The following is a 19551-nucleotide window of genomic DNA, read 5'->3' on the forward strand; positions in this document are numbered from 1 at the left end:
AGTTTATTATCTTTTTGTATAATTTCAATTCAAATAAAAAAGTCGGAGAGTGGAAAATCAGTCCATAAATAGGGATTCCCCACTCCAGATATGTCCGTTTGTTTTTTAACTAGATGAGCCACCACCAGCAGCAACACCATCCTGATTCTTCGCATCACCAGCCGCCTTACCTGGCCCACTTTTCTGCTTCTGCACAACCTCAGCAACTTTTTTTAGACCAGCCTCAACAGCCTTTCTAACAACGCCAGTTAGAGCCGAGAAGGTCTTCTGAACAGCACTCTCCACAGCACTCTTCACACTCGCCTTATTATTAGCATCAGCATTAGCAGCAACAGCAAACTTTCCACCCTTAGCCACCCCCCTCAAAACAATAGCCGCAGCAATCTTATCATTACTCTTCTTCATCCCATCATTACCAAACCCATTCGCCGCAGCATCATCAGCTCCAATCGCAGCCGCAATCGGATTCGTAGCCTCATCAGCCTTTTTACCATCCTGATTCTTCTCATCACCAGCCGCATCAACAATAGCTTTCAGTATCTGCTCCCCACTAACCGCAGTAACAGCACTAGCCGCCTTCCCAATATCACCAGCACCAGCACCAGCATTATTACCACTAGCAAACAACTTCCCCGCATCCGCGTTAGCCTCATTCTCAGCAGCTTCTTTAACATCCTTCAGCGCATTACCCTCCTTACCAAAAGCCTTCCCAGCAGCCGCAACAATCCCCTTTATCCCCTTCGCAATCCCCTTAACACTGTCCTTATCAGCTTTAGCACCCTTATTAGCAGCACCAACATCCCCAATCTTATCAGTACCACCATCACCACCAACTTTAGCAGCCTCCTCAACAGCTTTTATCATCTCTTCTAACCACCCACTAACCTCACTAACAGCACTCTCCACAGCACTCTTCACACTCGCCTTACCACTATCACCTTCACCTTTTTTGGCCGAAACCAATCCATCCAATTTACTTTTAGTTGCCGTTAATGTTGTAGATATAGATTCAAAATAGGTTTTTACATCAGATTTTTTTGGATCCGATTTAAAGAATGTATCCGCAACTAGTCCGCTAAAAGCATTAAATACATCTATAAATCCATTACCCAGATTTATAATTGATTCGTAAAACGTTTTTACTGAATCTTTGTCGTCATTGCCTTTTCCAGCCGCATCACCAGCATTGTTTTTACAATTAATAAAAACAAGTAAAGCTGCCAAAAATATTGCACTTGAAATTTTTTTCATATTAGTCTCCTTAATGAAAAGTATAAGATATCATTTTAACTCAAAGTAATAATTTTACCAAGCGAATGTGTAAAAAATTCTTTTATTCTTTTTAAAAAGAATAAAAGAATTTTTTACACATTCGCTTGGTAAAATTATTACAGACAAACATAGCAACTGTGACCAACTATGAAGAATAAAAGTTTTTTTAAAAATTAAAAACAAGATTGTTAAATGCATTGCTGTAATTTAAATAAACCTACCATCACATTCAATATAAAAAATAATAATCATTTTAAAAGGAGCCTTTATTATTTAAAAAATAAGGAATTATTTGAATTTTTAAAAGGTTAAATTTTTATCAAATACAGAAATTTATTTTCCACAGAAAGCTCGTCACTAATTTAATGAAATGCTTTTTCGAAAGGGAAAGGAGGAATTTCAAGTGCAATATTTTTGGCAGCTTTACTTGTTTTTATTAATTGTAAAAACAATGCTGGTGATGCGGCTGGAAAAGGCAATGACGACAAAGATTCAGTAAAAACGTTTTACGAATCAATTATAAATCTGGGTAATGGATTTATAGATGTATTTAATGCTTTTAGCGGACTAGTTGCGGATACATTCTTTAAATCGGATCCAAAAAAATCTGATGTAAAAACCTATTTTGAATCTATATCTACAACATTAACGGCAACTAAAAGTAAATTGGATGGATTGGTTTCGGCCAAAAAAGGTGAAGGTGATAGTGGTAAGGCGAGTGTGAAGAGTGCTGTGGAGAGTGCTGTTCGTGAGGTTAGTGGGTGGTTAAAAGAGATGATAACAGCTGTTGAGGAGGCTGCTAAAGTTGGTGGTGATGGTGGTACTGATAAGATTGGGGATGCTGATAATAATAAGGGTGCTAAAGCTGATAAGGACAGTGTTAAGGAGATTGCGAAGGGGATAAAGGGGATTGTTGCAGCTGCTGAGAAGGCTTTTGGCAAGGAGGGTAATGCGCTGAAGGATGTTGCAGCTGCTGCTGGTGGTGATGCTAACGCGGATGCGGGGAAGTTGTTTGCTGGTCAGAATGGTGCTGCTGGTGCTGGTGCTGGTGATATTGGGAAGGCGGCTAGTGCTGTTACTGCGGTTAGTGGGGAGCAGATACTGAAAGCTATTGTTGATGCGGCTGGTGATGAGAAGAATCAGGATGGTAAAAAGGCTAATGAGGCTACGAATCCGATTGCGGCTGCGATTGGGACTGATGATGATGCGGCGAATGGGTTTGGTGATGATGGGATGAAGAAGAGAAATGATAATATTGCTGCGGCTATTGTTTTGAGGGGGGTGGCTAAGGATGGAAAGTTTGCTGCTGATGCTAATGATAAGGCGAGTGTGAAGAGTGCTGTGGAGAGTGCTGTTCGTGAGGTTAGTGGGTGGTTAGAAGAGATGATAACAGCTGTTGGGGATGCTGCTAAAGTTGGTGGTACTGGTGGTAATGATAAGATTGGGGATGCTGATAATAAGGGTGCTGTAGCTGATAAGGACAGTGTTAAGGAGATTGCGAAGGGGATAAAGGGGATTGTTGATGCTGCTGGGAAGGCTTTTGGTGGAGATGCGCTGAAGGATGTTAAAGAAGCTGCTGATTGGTAAGGATGGTGCTGCTGGTGCTGCTGCTGGTGATATTGGGAAGGCGGCTAGTGCTGTTACTGCGGTTAGTGGGGAGCAGATACTGAAAGCTATTGTTGAGGCGGCGGCTGGTGATGAGAATCAGGATGGTAAAAAGGCTAATGAGGCTAAGAATCCGATTGAGGCTGCGATTGGGACTGATGATGATGCGGCGGCGTTTGGTGATGGGATGAAGAAGAGAAATGATAAGATTGCTGCGGCTATTGTTTTGAGGGGGGTGGCTAAGGATGGAAAGTTTGCTGTTGCTAATGCTAATGCTGCTAATGATAGTAAGGCGAGTGTGAAGAGTGCTAGGAAGGCTTTTGGTGAGAAGGGTGATGCGCTGAAGGGTGTTACAGCTGCTGCTGAGAATGATGCTAACAAGGAGGCAGGGAAGTTGTTTGCTGCTGGTAATAATGCTAATGCTGATGCTGATGCTATTGGGAAGGCGGCTAGTGCTGTTACTGCGGTTAGTGGGGAGCAGATACTGAAAGCTATTGTTGATGCTGCTGGTAATAATGCTAATGCTGATGCTGATGCTATTGGGAAGGCGGCTAGTGCTGTTACTGCGGTTAGTGGGGAGCAGATACTGAAAGCTATTGTTGATGCGGCTGGTGATGAGGCTAATCAGGCGGGTGCTGCTGCTGGTCAGGCTAAGAATCCGATTGCGGCTGCGATTGGGACTGATGATGATGGGGCGGCGTTTGGTGATGATGGGATGAAGAAGAGTGATGATAAGATTGCTGCGGCTATTGTTTTGAGGGGGGTGGCTAAGGATGGAAAGTTTGCTGTTGCTAATGCTGATGCTAATAATAAGGCGAGTGTGAAGAGTGCTGTGGAGAGTGCTGTTAGTGAAGTTAGTGTGTGGTTAGAAGAGATGATAACAGCTGTTGGGGATGCTGCTAAAGTTGGTGGTGATGGTGGTGGTAATGATAAGATTGGGGATGCTGATAATAAGGGTGCTGTAGCTGATGCGGACAGTGTTAAGGGGATTGCGAAGGGGATAAAGGGGATTGTTGATGCTGCTGGGAAGGCTTTTGGTAAGGAGGGTAATGCGCTGAAGGATGTTACAGCTGCTGCTGAGAATGATGCTAACGCGGATGCGGGGAAGTTGTTTGCTGGTCAGAATGGTGCTGCTGGTGCTAATGCTGCTGCTATTGGGAAGGCGGCTAGTGCTGTTACTGCGGTTAGTGGGGAGCAGATACTGAAAGCTATTGTTGAGGCGGCTGGTGATGAGAAGAATCAGGATGGTAAAAAGGCTAATGAGGCTACGAATCCGATTGCGGCTGCGATTGGAGCTGATGATGCTGCGGCGGCGTTTGGTAATGATGGGATGAAGAAGAGAAATGATAAGATTGCTGCGGCTATTGTTTTGAGGGGGGTGGCTAAGGGTGGAAAGTTTGCTGTTGCTAATGCTAATGCTGCTAATAATAAGGCGAGTGTGAAGAGTGCTGTGGAGAGTGCTGTTAGTGAAGTTAGTGGGTGGTTAAAAGAGATGATAAAAGCTGTTGAGGAGGCTGCTAAAGTTGGTGGTACTGGTGGTACTGATAAGATTGGGGATGTTGGTGCTGCTAATAAGGGTGCTATAGCTGATAAGGACAGTGTTAAGGGGATTGCGAAGGGGATAAAGGGGATTGTTGCGGCTGCTGGGAAGGCTTTTGGTGGAGATGCGCTGAAGGGTGTTACAGCTGCTGCTGGTGGTGATGCTAACGCGGATGCGGGGAAGTTGTTTGCTAGTGGTAATGGTGCTAATGCTGCTGATGCTGATGCTATTGGGAAGGCGGCTAGTGCTGTTACTGCGGTTAGTGGGGAGCAGATACTGAAAGCTATTGTTGATGCGGCGGCTGGTGATAAGAATCAGGATGGTAAAAAGGCTGATGAGGCTACGAATCCGATTGCGGCTGCGATTGGGACTGATGCTGCTGCGGCGGCGTTTGGTGATGAGATGAAGAAGAGAAATGATAAGATTGCTGCGGCTATTGTTTTGAGGGGGGTGGCTAAGGGTGGAAAGTTTGCTGCTGATGCTAATAATAAGGCGAGTGTGAAGAGTGCTGTGGAGAGTGCTGTTAGTGAGGTTAGTGGGTGGTTAGAAGAGATGATAACAGCTGTTGGGGAGGCTGCTAAAGTTGGTGGTACTGGAGGTACTGATAAGATTGGGGATGCTGGTGCTGCTAATAAGGGTGCTGTAGCTGATGCGAACAGTGTTAAGGGGATTGCGAAGGGGATAAAGGGGATTGTTGATGCTGCTGGGAAGGCTTTTGGCAAGGAGGGTAATGCGCTGAAGGATGTTAAAGAAGCTGCTGAGAATGATGCTAACGCGGATGCGGGGAAGTTGTTTGCTGGTCAGAATGGTGCTGGTGCTGCTGCTGCTGCTATTGGGAAGGCGGCTAGTGCTGTTACTGCGGTTAGTGGGGAGCAGATACTGAAAGCTATTGTTGAGGCGGCTGCTGGTGATGAGGCTAATCAGGCGGGTGCTGCTGCTGGTCAGGCTAAGAATCCGATTGAGGCTGCGATTGGGACTGATGCTGATGGGGCGGCGTTTGGTAATGATGGGATGAAGAAGAGAAATGACAATATTGCTGCGGCTATTGTTTTGAGGGGGGTGGCTAAGGGTGGAAAGTTTGCTGTTGCTAATGCTAATGATAGTAAGGCGAGTGTGAAGAGTGCTGTGGAGAGTGCTGTTGGCGAGGTTAGTGGGTGGTTAGAAGAGATGATAAAAGCTGTTGGGGATGCTGCTAAAGTTGGTGGTGATGGTGGTAATGATAAGATTGGGGATGCTGATAATAAGGGTGCTAAAGCTGATGCGAACAGTGTTAAGGAGATTGCGAAGGGGATAAAGGGGATTGTTGCAGCTGCTGGGAAGGCTTTTGGTGGAGATGCGCTGAAGGGTGTTACAGCTGCTGCTGATGGTGATGCTAACGCGGATGCGGGGAAGTTGTTTGCTGGTAAGGATGGTAATGGTGCTGGTGCTGGTGCTGCTGATATTGGGAAGGCGGCTAGTGCTGTTACTGCGGTTAGTGGGGAGCAGATACTGAAAGCTATTGTTGATGCGGCTGGTGATGCGGCTAATCAGGATGGTAAAAAGGCTGATGAGGCTAAGAATCCGATTGAGGCTGCGATTGGGACTGATGATGCTGATGGGGCGAATGGGTTTGGTGATGCTGGGATGAAGAAGAGTGATAAGATTGCTGCGGCTATTGTTTTGAGGGGGGTGGCTAAGGATGGAAAGTTTGCTGTTGCTGCTAATGATAGTAAGGCGAGTGTGAAGAGTGCTGTGGAGAGTGCTGTTAGTGAGGTTAGTGGATGGTTAGAAGAGATGATAAAAGCTGTTGGTGAGGCTGCAAAGGGTGGTGATGGTGGAGGTAATGATAAGATTGGGGATGCTGGTGCTGATAATAAGGGTGCTAAAGCTGATGCGAACAGTGTTAAGGGGATTGCGAAGGGGATAAAGGGGATTGTTGCGGCTGCTGGGAAGGCTTTTGGCAAGGAGGGTAATGCGCTGAAGGATGTTGCAGCTGCTGCTGATGATGATAACAAGGATGCGGGGAAGTTGTTTGCTGGTAAGGATGGTAATGCTGGTGCTGGTGCTGCTGATATTGGGAAGGCAGCTAGTGCTGTTACTGCGGTTAGTGGGGAGCAGATACTGAAAGCTATTGTTGATGCGGCGGCTGGTGATGAGGCTAATCAGGATGGTAAAAAGGCTGATGAGGCTAAGAATCCGATTGCGGCTGCGATTGGGACTGATGATGCTGCGGCGGCGTTTGGTAATGATGGGATGAAGAAGAGAAATGACAATATTGCTGCGGCTATTGTTTTGAGGGGGGTGGCTAAGGGTGAAAAGTTTGCTGTTGCTAATGCTAATAAGGCGAGTGTGAAGAGTGCTGTGGAGAGTGCTGTGGATAAGGAGATTGCGAAGGGGATAAAGGGGATTGTTGATGCTGCTGGGAAGGCTTTTGGTGGAGATGCGCTGAAGGATGTTACAGCTGCTGATGATGATAACAAGGAGGCAGGGAAGTTGTTTGCTGGTCAGAATGGTGCTGGTGCTGATGCTGCTGCTATTGGGAAGGCGGCTAGTGCTGTTACTGCGGTTAGTGGGGAGCAGATACTGAAAGCTATTGTTGAGGCGGCTGCTGGTGATGAGGCTAATCAGGCGGGTGCTGCTGCTGGTCAGGCTAAGAATCCGATTGAGGCTGCGATTGGGACTGATGGTGATGCGGCGGCGTTTGGTAATGAGATGAAGAAGAGAAATGACAATATTGCTGCGGCTATTGTTTTGAGGGGGGTGGCTAAGGGTGGAAAGTTTGCTGTTGCTAATGATAGTAAGGCGAGTGTGAAGAGTGCTGTGGAGAGTGCTGTTGGCGAGGTTAGTGGGTGGTTAGAAGAGATGATAAAAGCTGTTGGGGATGCTGCTAAAGTTGGTGGTGATGGTGGTAATGATAAGATTGGGGATGCTGGTGCTGATAATAAGGGTGCTAAAGCTGATGCGAACAGTGTTAAGGAGATTGCGAAGGGGATAAAGGGGATTGTTGATGCTGCTGGGAAGGCTTTTGGTGGAGATGCGCTGAAGGGTGTTACAGCTGCTGCTGATGGTGATGCTAACGCGGATGCGGGGAAGTTGTTTGCTGGTAAGGATGGTAATGGTGCTAATGCTGCTGATGCTGCTGCTATTGGGAAGGCGGCTAGTGCTGTTACTGCGGTTAGTGGGGAGCAGATACTGAAAGCTATTGTTGAGGCGGCGGCTGGTGATGCGAAGAATCAGGATGGTGTTGCTGCTGGTCAGGCTAAGAATCCGATTGCGGCTGCGATTGGGACTGATGATGATGGGGCGAATGGGTTTGGTGATGATGGGATGAAGAAGAGAAATGACAATATTGCTGCGGCTATTGTTTTGAGGGGGGTGGCTAAGGGTGAAAAGTTTGCTGTTGCTGCTAATGCTGCTAATAATAAGGCGAGTGTGAAGAGTGCTGTGGAGAGTGCTGTTAGTGAAGTTAGTGTGCATGGTTAGAAGAGATGATAAAAGCTGCTAAGGATGCTGCTAAAGTTGGTGGTGATGGTGGTAATGATAAGATTGGGGATGCTGGTGATAATAAGGGTGCTGTAGCTGATAAGGACAGTGTTAAGGGGATTGCGAAGGGGATAAAGGGGATTGTTGCAGCTGCTGAGAAGGCTTTTGGTAAGGAGGGTAATGCGCTGAAGGATGTTAAAGAAGCTGCTGAGAATGAGGCTAACGCGGATGCAGGGAAGTTGTTTGCTGGTGGTAATGGTGCTAATGCTGCTGCTGCTGGTGATATTGCGAAGGCGGCTAGTGCTGTTACTGCGGTTAGTGGGGAGCAGATACTGAAAGCTATTGTTGATGCGGCTGCTGGTGATGAGGCTAATCAGGCGGGTGCTGCTGCTGGTCAGGCTAAGAATCCGATTGAGGCTGCGATTGGAGCTGATGATGCTGGGGCGGCGTTTGGTAATGATGGGATGAAGAAGAGTAATGATAATATTGCTGCGGCTATTGTTTTGAGGGGGGTGGCTAAGGATGGAAAGTTTGCTGTTGCTAATGCTAATAAGGCGAATGTGAAGAGTGCTGTGGAGAGTGCTGTTAGTGAGGTTAGTGGATGGTTAGAAGAGATGATAAAAGCTGTTGGTGAGGCTGCAAAGGGTGGTGATGGTGGAGGTAATGATAAGATTGGGGATGTTGGTGCTGCTAATAATAAGGGTGCTGTAGCTGATGCGAACAGTGTTAAGGGGATTGCGAAGGGGATAAAGGGGATTGTTGCGGCTGCTGGGAAGGCTTTTGGCAAGGAGGGTAATGCGCTGAAGGATGTTGCAGCTGCTGCTGGTGAGGCTAACGCGGATGCGGGGAAGTTGTTTGCTGGTAAGGATGGTAATGCTGGTGCTGGTGCTGCTGATATTGGGAAGGCAGCTAGTGCTGTTACTGCGGTTAGTGGGGAGCAGATACTGAAAGCTATTGTTGAGGCGGCTGGTGATGAGAAGAATCAGGCGGGTGTTGCTGCTGGTCAGGCTAAGAATCCGATTGCGGCTGCGATTGGGACTGATGCTGCTGCGGCGGCGTTTGGTAATGATGGGATGAAGAAGAGTAATGACAATATTGCTGCGGCTATTGTTTTGAGGGGGGTGGCTAAGGGTGGAAAGTTTGCTGTTGCTAATGCTAATAAGGCGAGTGTGAAGGGTGCTGTGGAGAGTGCTGTGGATAAGGAGATTGCGAAGGGGATAAAGGGGATTGTTGCGGCTGCTGGGAAGGCTTTTGGTAAGGAGGGTAATGCGCTGAAGGATGTTACAGCTGCTGATGATGATAACAAGGAGGCAGGGAAGTTGTTTGCTAGTGGTAATGGTGCTAATGCTGCTGATGCTATTGGGAAGGCGGCTAGTGCTGTTACTGCGGTTAGTGGGGAGCAGATACTGAAAGCTATTGTTGATGCGGCTGCTGGTGATGCGAAGAATCAGGATGGTAAAAAGGCTAGTGAGGCTACGAATCCGATTGAGGCTGCGATTGGGACTGATGCTGATGGGGCGGCGTTTGGTAATGAGATGAAGAAGAGAAATGATAAGATTGCTGCGGCTATTGTTTTGAGGGGGGTGGCTAAGGGTGGAAAGTTTGCTGTTAAGGAGGATTATTGAATTTAGCTTTATAGGGGAACAACAATTCGCTAGAAAATGATTAAAAAGCTTAACTTCGATTGGTTCTTGCCTTAATTTTATTCCTTTGTTATTATTTATCAATTAAATTCACTTCGGTTTGCTTTTAAATTAATTCTGGTATACTATGTATACTAGATACACAAATTAAGGAGAAGTGGAATGGAAAAAATAGAAAAATTTAAAAACAAATGTCGACATAAACTACAACATAAACTAATCGTATTAGTATCAACACTTTGCTATATAAATAATAAAAATAAAAAATATTCACAAAGCAACATCCTTTATTATTTTAATGAAAATTTAAAAAGAAATGGGCAAACCCCTATTAAAATAAAAACATTACAAAACTATCTTTATAAACTGGAAAAAGAATTTGAAGTAACAACTAATTATTATAAACACTTGGGAGTTAATTGTGGAACCGAAATTTACTATAAACTTAAATATCAAAAACAAAAATGCTATCATAAAATAAATCAATATTTTAAAAAGAAAAAAGAAATTAAATTTAACTTAAGAGTAAATGCATTTTTTAATAAAAAACACTCAAAAAAAGGGAGTGTAGAATTAAAGGAATGTAATAATAATAATAATAATAAAGAGAAAGAAACATCCCAAAAAATTGAAATTTTACAAACAAAAGCCTATGCCAAAAAATGTAAATTTTTGACAAACTACTATACTAAAATTTTAGAATTCAATATAAAAAAGGACATCAAAATTGAAATACTCAAAGAACTTAAAAAGTTAGAATATTTTTATAAAGAAATTTTTTACAAAAGTCATAAAAAAAAGAAAGATATGAAAACAAAAAGAAAAGAGCTGAAACTATTGCTAGAAAAATATAAAAAAATTTTAGAAAAGGAAGGACTAAATAAAAAGCAATTGAATACACATTTTCAAAATGTGTATTCAAAATATAAAAATAAACCTCATTTTATAATAGAAAACGACAAATACGATGATTTGAAACAAATAATAAACAAAATAAAGAAAAATACAGATAAACCCAATATAAAAACAACACAAAAAAATATTAAAAATAATATACTTAATATATTATTCGAACAATTAAAAATAAAATCTGAAACTAATAAAGAAGTTATGATAAAAATAATAAAAAACTATTTAAATCAAATAGAAAAACCAAAATATACTGATCTCTTTAACAATAAATATTATTTTGATTTACTAAAGTTAATCAAAGATAAAAACAAACTTTTGCTTATCGAAAAAGTTATTATTTAGGGATAAATTATGAAAAGTCTTTTAGAAAAACTTAAAGAAAAAAAGCCAAAACTCAAATCAGAAAAAAAAAACATTTTTGTTAAAATTGAAAAAAAAGATGACAAAAGCATATATCACACAAAAATATTGTTAGACTTCCATGCATTTGGAACGAAAAAAAATCAAAATTATAGATTTTTTATCTCATTTAGAAAATTATTTGATAGAACAAAAACAGAATCATTTAGTTTATTTTCTTTGAAAAACGAAGACAAATTTTTAGGAATTAGTTATGGATGTAGAAAACCAATAAAGAATGTTTTAAGAAAATATGAAGAAAATAATAAATTAAAAACAGCCACATTTTCAAAGATACACTATATACAATTTAAATTCAAAAAAGGAAGCATATTTTGCTACGTTGTAGGAATCTCCTATTTATTAAGAAAAGACAAAATTAAAAAAAAATATTATAAATCCCTGGTTAAAATACTTTTAACTTTAGAAAAGGAAATATATGAATTTTACAACAAAAAATTATCAAATGGGGGTCTTATAACCAAATGGATAGAAAAACAACAAAAATAATAACCATTGCTAGTATAAAAGGAGGTGTTGGTAAAAGTACAAGTGCTATTGTTCTTGCTACACTTTTATCAAAAGAACATACAGTATTATTAATTGATATGGATACACAAGCATCGACTACTAGTTATTTTTATGAAAAAGTAAAAGAAAATAATTTAGATTTAAAAAAATATAACATTTGTGAAGTTTTAAAAGATAATTTAGATATTAATAGTACGATTCTTAGTGTGGGAAATAATTTAAACTTAATTCCCAGCTATTTGACATTACATAGTTTAAATGGAGATTTTTATTGTCTAAATAAACACAAAGCTATCGATTTAAAATTGAAAATAGAAATAAAAAGATTAAGAGTTGATTATGATTATATAGTGATTGATACAAATCCCAGTCTAGATTTAACATTAAGATGTGCTTTGCATGCTATGCATTATATGGTAATCCCAATGACAGCTGAAAAGTGGACATTTGAAAGTTATGAACTTTTGGAATTTTTCATTAAAAGTTTGGAAAAAGTAGTGCCAATCTTTTTCATTGTAACTAGGTTAAAAAAAACCAACACGCACAAAGAATTATTGAAAATAATGGAAAAGAAGAATAACTTTTTAGGCATTGTATCAGAAACAGAAGGATTAAATAAAAAAATTGCAACTAATAGTGAATTTGATTTTAAATCCAATTATATATTGGAATATAATTATATATTAAGAAATTTAATGTCTCATATAAAAATTTATTCGGAAAAAATGGAAATTCCTAACATAAGTTGTCCAGCGCTAGACAACTTATAAAGTAGAATTTAAACTAAACAAGGATATTTTATGAATAAAAAAAACACTAATGAAATAGCTATTAATCCAAGAAATTTAAATCACAAAAAAAATTCTATTTTAGATAAAAATAATGATATTCATTCATTTGATGATAAAGAAAGATTTGAGTTTTTAAAAAATAAACTAAAAGATAATGTAAAAGAGGACATATACAATAAAATAGAGGCCATGTATATTTTAATGGAAATTAAAAATAAGGCCTATTATAAACTTGATGGATATAAAAGTTTTGAAAAATTTATAAAAGATTATAAATTAGCCAGATCTCAGGCATATACGTACTTAAAAATAGCTGGTGCAATTAAAGAGGGTCTTTTAAAACAAGAATATTTAGTTGAAAATGGTTTTAGGCAATCGATTCTATTTTTGATAAATTCCAAGAATGCAGTAGGAAAAAACCCAAATCAAACTTTAAAAAAGTTTTTAAGACTTCAACTTAAAAATCAAGAAAGTTACTTTTTTTATAAAAAAAACCATAAGTTTACAGAATTCTTTTTAGATAAAGTTTTTTTGGATAAAAAAGATTGGATTAATCAAATTATGGAAGAATTCAAAGAAAAAATTTAACAAATATTATATAATTATTGATTTTATTTTTAAATTGGTGTATCCTTAAGACAAGGATAAGTTTTTCATTTAAAATTTGCCTTAATTTGTGACCGCCATTGTGAGCTGTTAGAGCTTAATTAAGTTTTGTACTTAATACAAAACTTAATTAAGCTCTAACTTTAAGGTTATTAAATAATAATCGGAGTATTTAATTTTTATTAAGTTTTATTTGTTTTGCACAAGTCTTAAGTATATCGAATTTCAAATTTCTTTTAATATTCATAAAAAAATCTTATAAAGCTTTATAAGATTTTTTTATGAATATTAAAAGAAATTTGAAATTAAAATACATTGCTATATATATTAATTTTAATCGCTATAATAATGAGGAGAATATTTTGAAAAAAAATAATTTATTTATAATAATTTATTTTTTAAGCTTTTTATCATGTAATTCTGCCAATTCAGTATTGGAAGATAAGGGTTTTGAATTTAATCAAAGTGGAAAAACGATTGAAGAAAATTTAAAGCTAAAAGAAAATCACTTAAAAAATGAAGAAGCTCAAGACGATTTGATAGTTAAAATAATTGAAATTATTAAGCTTGTTAAAGAGCAAATAATTTTAGATAAGTCAAGAATAGAGCCTTTGGATCAATTTGGTATGAAAGATTTTGTATTTAATAATCTCATATTAGACTCTAATCATGAGAGGTATTCGCATGACGAAAATAAAGATATACGAAGAAAGTTTTATTCATCTTTAAATTATAATGAGAAATTAATAACAGCTTTTGGAAAAATTCTCAATAAAATATCAAGCAATTTGGATAATCAAAAATTGGATTTGCTTATTGTTAGGGCTGGACAATATTATTCCCAATATGATTTAGAATTTTCAGCTGAGAAAATAAACGAGCAAATGGATAAATTGATGAGTTTAAATAGAGAGGAGTTAAGTCTTATTTTAAGTAAACTTAAAGAGTTGTTAACTTTTAAGTCAAAGTGGATTGATATTGTAAATCAAATTATTCACTATTGTGAAAATAATATCAATTTAAATAACATTAAAGATGATTTAGTAAATATGATGGGACTTATTCAATACATTAATTTAAATTATGAATATTTTTTAAAATATGAGATACCTAAAACTGAAACTTTATCTTCTGAAATAACAAAAATTTTAAATAAGTAATCCAAAGGATTTATGTATTTTTTATGGTTTAAGCTTATATGTTATATATAAGCTTTTTGCTTTAAAAAATCCTAATTCTATTTTAATTTTTCTTTTATCTTTCATCCTTTAATATATAAATTCAACCCAGCAAGTCTAATTATTAGCAATTATTAAAATAATTTTATTTTTTTATAACTAAATATAGATAAATTTATTTATTGAATTATCCTTAATCATAAGGTGGTAAAAGGTTATGAAAAGGTTTTTTTATTGTCTCTTTTTTCTAATTTTAAATTTTAATTTTCTATATTCTAATACTTTTGAAGATTTGAATAAGGAATATAATAATATTCTAGAAAAGTATTATTCCGGTGATAATAATAAGCTTGTTTTAAAAGATCAATCTGATTATATAAACTTTTATATAGATAAATTTAAAATTTTAGATAAAAAATTGGAATCATTTAAGGATGTTAGAAAAAATTATCTTGCTAGCATTGTTAATTTTCAGATTGCATTTTTAGTTCAGAGTACAAATGTTAAAAATTCTTATGATAGTTATTCTATATTTTTAAGTGCAAAAAATATTCTTTTAGATTTTATTTCTTCTCAATTTTTTCAAGATTGTCAAAAATCAGTTAGAAGTGATGCATATAGGGTATTGGGGGATTTAAATTTATCTATTTTAAGATATATGGGGGGTATGAAATTAGTTAAAATTTCAAATGAAGCTAAAAATGCATTAATTAAATCTTTAGAAATTGATAATGAAAATGTATTTGCCAATATTTCTTTAGCAACTTGGTATTTATATTCTCCAAGAATTGCAGGAGGGAGTTCTAAGAAAGCAATAGAATTTTTGCAAAAGGCTCTTAAATATAGTAAAAGTAATTTGGAAAAATATTTAACAAATGTATGGTTAAGTCAGGGATATTTTCGACTCAAAAGAGAAAATGAATATAAAAGATATTTAGATGAGGCTAAAAATATATTTCCTGGTGGACTTTTTCATAAAATAGCTATTGAAAGAAATAATTTGGGCGAGTTGCCTTGATCTTGCTACTTTTTTATAGGGGGAAATTCTATGAAGTTGAAAAGTGGCTTGTTGATCTTTTTTATTTCATTTAATTTATTTGCTTTTGATGATGATGATGATGTAGAAAAATATATAGAAAAAATTGAAGAAATTCATACTAATTATTATTCTGTCGAGCTAGGGATTGATTTTTTAAATTATGCAAAGATATTAATATCTTCTCTTTCTAAAATTGAAAATAACATTTTATTCAATTATGAGAGAAGTAGTCTTAAATTTAATTATTTAAATTTGCTTATTTCCTTGGTTTTTTGTGATATTGCTTATTTAATAGATGATGTTAATGAATATAAAAATTTGATTAATAAGGTGTTAAGCACATATAAGTATAGTGTTAAAGCCTCTTTTAATTTTCATGAGTTTTCTGATTATTTTAGAGCTTTAGGGGAACTTGCTTTGAATTTAATAACTCATGATTCTTCAAACTCTTATTTCTATATTGTGGATGGGAAAAGATTTTTGGATAAAGCTTTAATTATGGATAATCAAAATTATAAAGTTAATCTACCTTTAGCAATCTTTTATACATCAGGAGTTACAAATAAAACTTTTAGTAGAAATTTGTTTGCTCTTTATTATCTTAATAGAGCAGAAGAAGTTTTTATGAATAAAAGGCAAAGATATTTAAAAGAAATAGTGAAAAGCTCTTTTTTGATACGTATTAATAGAAGAGTTGAAGCAATAGATTGTTTGCAGTCTGCTTGTAAAATATTCCCCAATGGATATCTTACAGAAATTGCTTTTGAAAAATTAAAGAAAGGTAAGCCTTTCTTTTGATTATAGTTAAGTTAAGGTTAGAGATATGAAACTAAATATCAATAGTATTAATAAAAGCTACAAAATTTTTAAAGAAATAGTTCATGCAAACAAAGATATATCTTTATGCCTGAAATCAAAAGACATGGTTTGGATTTCAGGTCCAACAGGAGGTGGTAAGACTACTTTAATCAATTTGATTTCGGGTATAGATATCATAGACAGCGGGGAGATAGTATTAGATTCTTTTGTTTTAAGTTCTATGAAAGAGAAGCAAAGAACGCTTTTTAGGAAATATAATATAGGTCTTATATTTCAACATTTTGAGCTTATTCCAAGTCTTACTGGGTTCGAGAATATTTTATTACCTTTAAAATTTTCTAGCAAGAATTCGAAAGAGTGTAAAAATAAGGTAGATAGTTTAGTGGAATTGTTTAATCTTGAAAATTTTATAAAAAAGCGTCCTTCATATATGTCTGGAGGACAAAAACAAAGAATAGGAATAGCCAGAGCATTTGTTTATGATCCTAAATTAGTTATTGGAGATGAAATAACAAGTCATTTGGATTGTGTAACAGCGAGTTTTATTTATTCTGTAATAAAAAATTATATAGAAGAAAATGATGCAATAGGATTGTTTGTTTCGCATGATTCTAGTTTAGAAAAATTTGCTAATAGATTTTTCAGAATAGAAGATGGTAAATTATTTGATTTTAGAGGTAGTTATGCTTAAGTTAGCTTTTTTTAATATTTTTAGAGACGTAAGACGATCTATGATGATTTCGTTTCTTTTGGTAAGTTCAGTAGTGTTTTTATTACTTTTTATAGGATATATGAATTATAGTAGTGAGGGCATGGAAATGGGACTTGTTTTATCTACAGGACATATTCAGATTGCTAGGAAAAATTATTTTAATCCTAAGTTTAGCAGTATTAAAAATAATCTAATCTTAAAGGATTGTGAAATATTGCAAATCAAAAATGAGATAAACAAATATTCTGAGTTTAAATCTAGCAATTTAATAGTAAATTTTGAAGGTCTTATTGGTAATTCTTTTGTAAGTAAGCCCTTTTTTGCTACTGCATTTGAAAATCCTGATTTTGCAATAAAAAGTTTATCTTTAGTAGATGGGGTTCCCCTTTTTGATAGTTCTATTGGTGATTTTTTAATTGGGAGTAGTTTGGCAATTTCCCTTGGCATAGAAAGTTTAACAAAAGAAAATTCTAAGTTAACTTTGATGACAGATATGTTGGGTGAAGGTCTTATTTTGCAAGATATTAGATTGACGGGAATTGTTAAATTTCCAGTTATTCAAACAGATAGCATGGTTGCTATTACTAGTATAAATACATTGAAAAGTTTTTTTGATTTTAAAGATGGTGCGCATATAATTCAAGTTTATTTAAAAAATAATTCTTTTTTAAACAGTTTTAAAAATAAGTTAGAGTTTTTGAAAAATAAAAGCAATATAGATTTTGAGTATAGTGATTGGTATGAAATTAATCCGGCTTTCAAGTCTATTGTAGGAATTAATAAAGTAATGTTTAAATTTTTGGCAATATTAATAATATTGCTGATATTTATATCATTTTTTCAAATAATGACAGCATTGAGTCTTGAAAGAACTAGAGAGCTTGGAACTTTAAGAGCAATTGGTCTTACAAAATTAGAGCTTTTTTGTACTTTATTTTTGGAAATATTTATTCTTACTGCTATAAATATAATTTTAGGTATTGCGATTTCTTATTTTTTAAAATTGATAATCGGATTTCAGCAGATAAGATTTTCTCCCCCAGGATATATAGAATCTTATTTTATTGATTTTTCATATTATTTTAGTGATATTTGTTTCGTTTCTTTATTTATTTTTTTAGTTGCAATTATTTCTTCAGTTTTGCCTTTTATTAAGGCAAGTAAAAAATCAATAGTGGAGGTAATAAATAATGTTTAAAAATTTTATTGTTATTATTTGTTTTTATGTTTCTAGTTTTTTATATTCTAATGAATCAAATTCTTTAGTAAAAGATTTTTCCAGACTAGCTTTTCCTAATATTGAAAAGAAGGAGAAGTGTGGGAAATATTTGTAGGGGGTTATGTTACATGGGCAAAATCTGGTAATTTAAGGGCGCTAAAAGATAAAAACAATAATTTAATTCAAGATCTTAAAGGACTTAAGTATTCTTATATTTTTTCACCGATTAGATTTAAAACTTTATCTTTACCATGGTTTAGCTATAATTATTATATTAATGATAATAACTATAAAATATTGGGTAATGAAGTCCCAATAGCTAAAATAATAGCATTTGAATCAACTAAAGAGTTTGAAGACAAATATGAAGTTAAAAACTTGAAGTTAATTTCTAAAGGATCAAATATTGATTTTGAGCAACATAGATCTGGCGTTGCCAAAATTAGTTTAAAAGAGACTTCAAAAGAGTTCGGATACATTAATTCATATAATTTTGGGGTTTTTAATGATGACCTAACAAAATCTTTTAAGCTTTTTTATAATAAAAATAAATGTAATAATAATATGCTTGCAAATCTTATTATAAAAGACAAGCAAACTAATAAAGATAAAGCCTATGAAATTGTATTAAATCCAAAACTGTTTTATAATACGGTTAAGCTTATACTTGCTAAGTATCCAAATTTATCAAGTGATAAATTAAAGTCCCCTATTGATGAATAATTGAATGATATTTTAGTAGTTTAGGTGTGGTATAATTTACTATTATATTTGATATATCTGGAAATTAGAATACTAATATCCCAATTAATGGGGATTAATGCGGGGCTACTTATGAAAGTACTTTCATAAGTAGCCCTAATCGTGTTTAGTTTTCTCTTTGTTTCGATTGATCGGCTATTAAGTATAAAATGTTAAATTGAGTTTTTGCGTAAAGTGAATTATATTAATTAGTAATTAATGAAATTCACTACTATAAGATTTATTTTTATTAATATCTACAAATAACACAAGATATTATTGGTTATGTGCGAGACAAGCAGATGAATTATAATAATTTCTTTTCTAGAAAAGACAAACTTTCTAATTTGAAATTGAGCGCAGTTGAATATTGTGTTTTAGGTGATATGAAACATGTTATTTACAAATTGAAAAATAATTCTACCAAAGATAATAATTGTAATTTCACATTGCCGTTGTTTAAGAATTATAATGAAAAATATTTTGATAAGTTCTTTGTGAGTTTTGGCTCTAATAGAGCCAAACAATTAATTAACTTGTTCCGCAAAGTTAAAACAAGAATAAGTGATAGTATGTTTGAAGCGGAAGTTTTTTGTTGTACTTGTGTATTGAGGATATGTGTCTAGTAAATCTTATGTATTGTGAAGGTGAAGACAATTGTTTTGATTGTATGGAGCCTACTCTTGATCAACAATTCAAAAATATAACGAAAATGCTAATTTTGAAATTAAAGGATTTTGGCGTTTTTATATAAAATGATTTTTACAATTGAGTCAAAAAAATCTAATAGGTAGTCTTTGTGTTTTAATTATTTTGGTGCATTATGCAATATAATTATATTGCATATAATTAATTATTATTATTCGATCAATGAAATTTTAATTTTTGTGTTCAAAGAATTTTTATGTATAAGTTTATATATTGTACCATTCAAGATGGGTTATAACCCATCTTAAGGTCTAAAAACCAGTTATATACTTTCGTACAAAATACTACTATTGACAATCTTTTTCTTTACAACGTTTTGGTTGTAGTGGGAAAGATTGTTATCTTTATCAATTTTATACTAAAAATAATAAATT

15 protein-coding genes and 1 pseudogene are annotated in these 19551 nt (G+C 35.1%); 15 read left to right on the forward strand and 1 reads right to left on the reverse strand.

Going from position 1 to position 19551, the window contains the following annotated elements; genetic code table 11:
* Nucleotides 1–105: 105 nt before the first annotated feature.
* On the reverse strand, nt 106–1251 hold the full coding sequence (locus QIA27_RS05410) for a variable large family protein (protein WP_418906294.1): 1146 nt from the start codon (nt 1249–1251) through the stop codon (nt 106–108).
* Nucleotides 1252–1686: 435 nt separating this feature from the next.
* On the opposite strand from QIA27_RS05410, the gene QIA27_RS05415 reads away from it, so the two are divergent.
* The 15 genes and pseudogenes from QIA27_RS05415 (at nt 1687) to QIA27_RS05485 (ending at nt 19095) form a co-directional block, all read left to right on the forward strand.
* The gene (locus tag QIA27_RS05415) at nt 1687–2859 is read left to right on the forward strand and encodes a variable large family protein (protein WP_418906295.1); all 1173 of its coding nucleotides are present in this window, start codon (nt 1687–1689) and stop codon (nt 2857–2859) included.
* Nucleotides 2834–7879: a variable large family protein gene (locus QIA27_RS05420; protein ID WP_418906296.1), complete on the forward strand. Its 5046-nt coding sequence runs from the start codon at nt 2834–2836 to the stop codon at nt 7877–7879. Before QIA27_RS05415 ends, QIA27_RS05420 begins: the two co-directional genes overlap by 26 nt.
* A 5-nt stretch (nt 7880–7884) precedes the next feature.
* Nucleotides 7885–9504, forward strand: a complete 1620-nt coding sequence (locus tag QIA27_RS05425; protein ID WP_418906297.1) for a variable large family protein — start codon at nt 7885–7887, stop codon at nt 9502–9504.
* Between the two features lie 180 nt (nt 9505–9684).
* On the forward strand, nt 9685–10776 hold the full coding sequence (locus QIA27_RS05430; RefSeq protein ID WP_418906298.1) for a plasmid maintenance protein: 1092 nt from the start codon (nt 9685–9687) through the stop codon (nt 10774–10776).
* A gap of 9 nt (nt 10777–10785) precedes the next feature.
* Entirely contained in the window at nt 10786–11343 is a 558-nt protein-coding gene (locus tag QIA27_RS05435) for a DUF226 domain-containing protein (RefSeq protein WP_418906299.1), read from the forward strand.
* Nucleotides 11319–12134 carry a ParA family protein gene (locus QIA27_RS05440; protein ID WP_418906300.1) on the forward strand — a complete coding sequence of 272 codons (816 nt, stop codon included), beginning with the start codon at nt 11319–11321 and terminating at the stop codon, nt 12132–12134. The genes QIA27_RS05435 and QIA27_RS05440 overlap by 25 nt, the downstream gene beginning before the upstream one ends.
* A 30-nt stretch (nt 12135–12164) precedes the next feature.
* Nucleotides 12165–12743, forward strand: coding sequence for a chromosome replication/partitioning protein (locus QIA27_RS05445; protein ID WP_418906301.1), 579 nt, complete (start codon nt 12165–12167; stop codon nt 12741–12743).
* Nucleotides 12744–13123: 380 nt separating this feature from the next.
* Nucleotides 13124–13921 carry a complement regulator-acquiring protein gene (locus QIA27_RS05450; RefSeq protein WP_418906302.1) on the forward strand — a complete coding sequence of 266 codons (798 nt, stop codon included), beginning with the start codon at nt 13124–13126 and terminating at the stop codon, nt 13919–13921.
* A 235-nt stretch (nt 13922–14156) separates the two neighbouring features.
* The gene (locus QIA27_RS05455; RefSeq protein WP_418906303.1) at nt 14157–14957 is read left to right on the forward strand and encodes a tetratricopeptide repeat protein; all 801 of its coding nucleotides are present in this window, start codon (nt 14157–14159) and stop codon (nt 14955–14957) included.
* A 30-nt stretch (nt 14958–14987) separates the two neighbouring features.
* A complete protein-coding gene (locus QIA27_RS05460; protein WP_418906304.1) occupies nt 14988–15776 on the forward strand; it encodes a hypothetical protein in 789 nt (262 codons plus the stop codon).
* A gap of 25 nt (nt 15777–15801) precedes the next feature.
* Nucleotides 15802–16488 carry an ABC transporter ATP-binding protein gene (locus tag QIA27_RS05465; protein WP_418906305.1) on the forward strand — a complete coding sequence of 229 codons (687 nt, stop codon included), beginning with the start codon at nt 15802–15804 and terminating at the stop codon, nt 16486–16488.
* A complete protein-coding gene (locus QIA27_RS05470) occupies nt 16481–17707 on the forward strand; it encodes an ABC transporter permease (RefSeq protein WP_418906306.1) in 1227 nt (408 codons plus the stop codon). The genes QIA27_RS05465 and QIA27_RS05470 overlap by 8 nt, the downstream gene beginning before the upstream one ends.
* Nucleotides 17700–17843, forward strand: a complete 144-nt coding sequence (locus QIA27_RS05475; protein ID WP_418906307.1) for a hypothetical protein — start codon at nt 17700–17702, stop codon at nt 17841–17843. Before QIA27_RS05470 ends, QIA27_RS05475 begins: the two co-directional genes overlap by 8 nt.
* Nucleotides 17813–18451, forward strand: a pseudogene (locus tag QIA27_RS05480) (S2/P23 family protein); the annotation flags it as partial. The gene QIA27_RS05475 and the pseudogene QIA27_RS05480, both read left to right, overlap by 31 nt.
* Before the next feature lie 320 nt (nt 18452–18771).
* Nucleotides 18772–19095 (forward strand): P52 family lipoprotein, encoded by a 324-nt coding sequence (locus tag QIA27_RS05485; protein WP_418906308.1) that lies wholly within the window; start codon nt 18772–18774, stop codon nt 19093–19095.
* The last annotated feature ends 456 nt before the right edge of the window (nt 19096–19551 follow it).

This window comes from [Borrelia] tanukii, from assembly GCF_030439725.2.
Lineage (GTDB): Bacteria > Spirochaetota > Spirochaetia > Borreliales > Borreliaceae > Borreliella > Borreliella tanukii.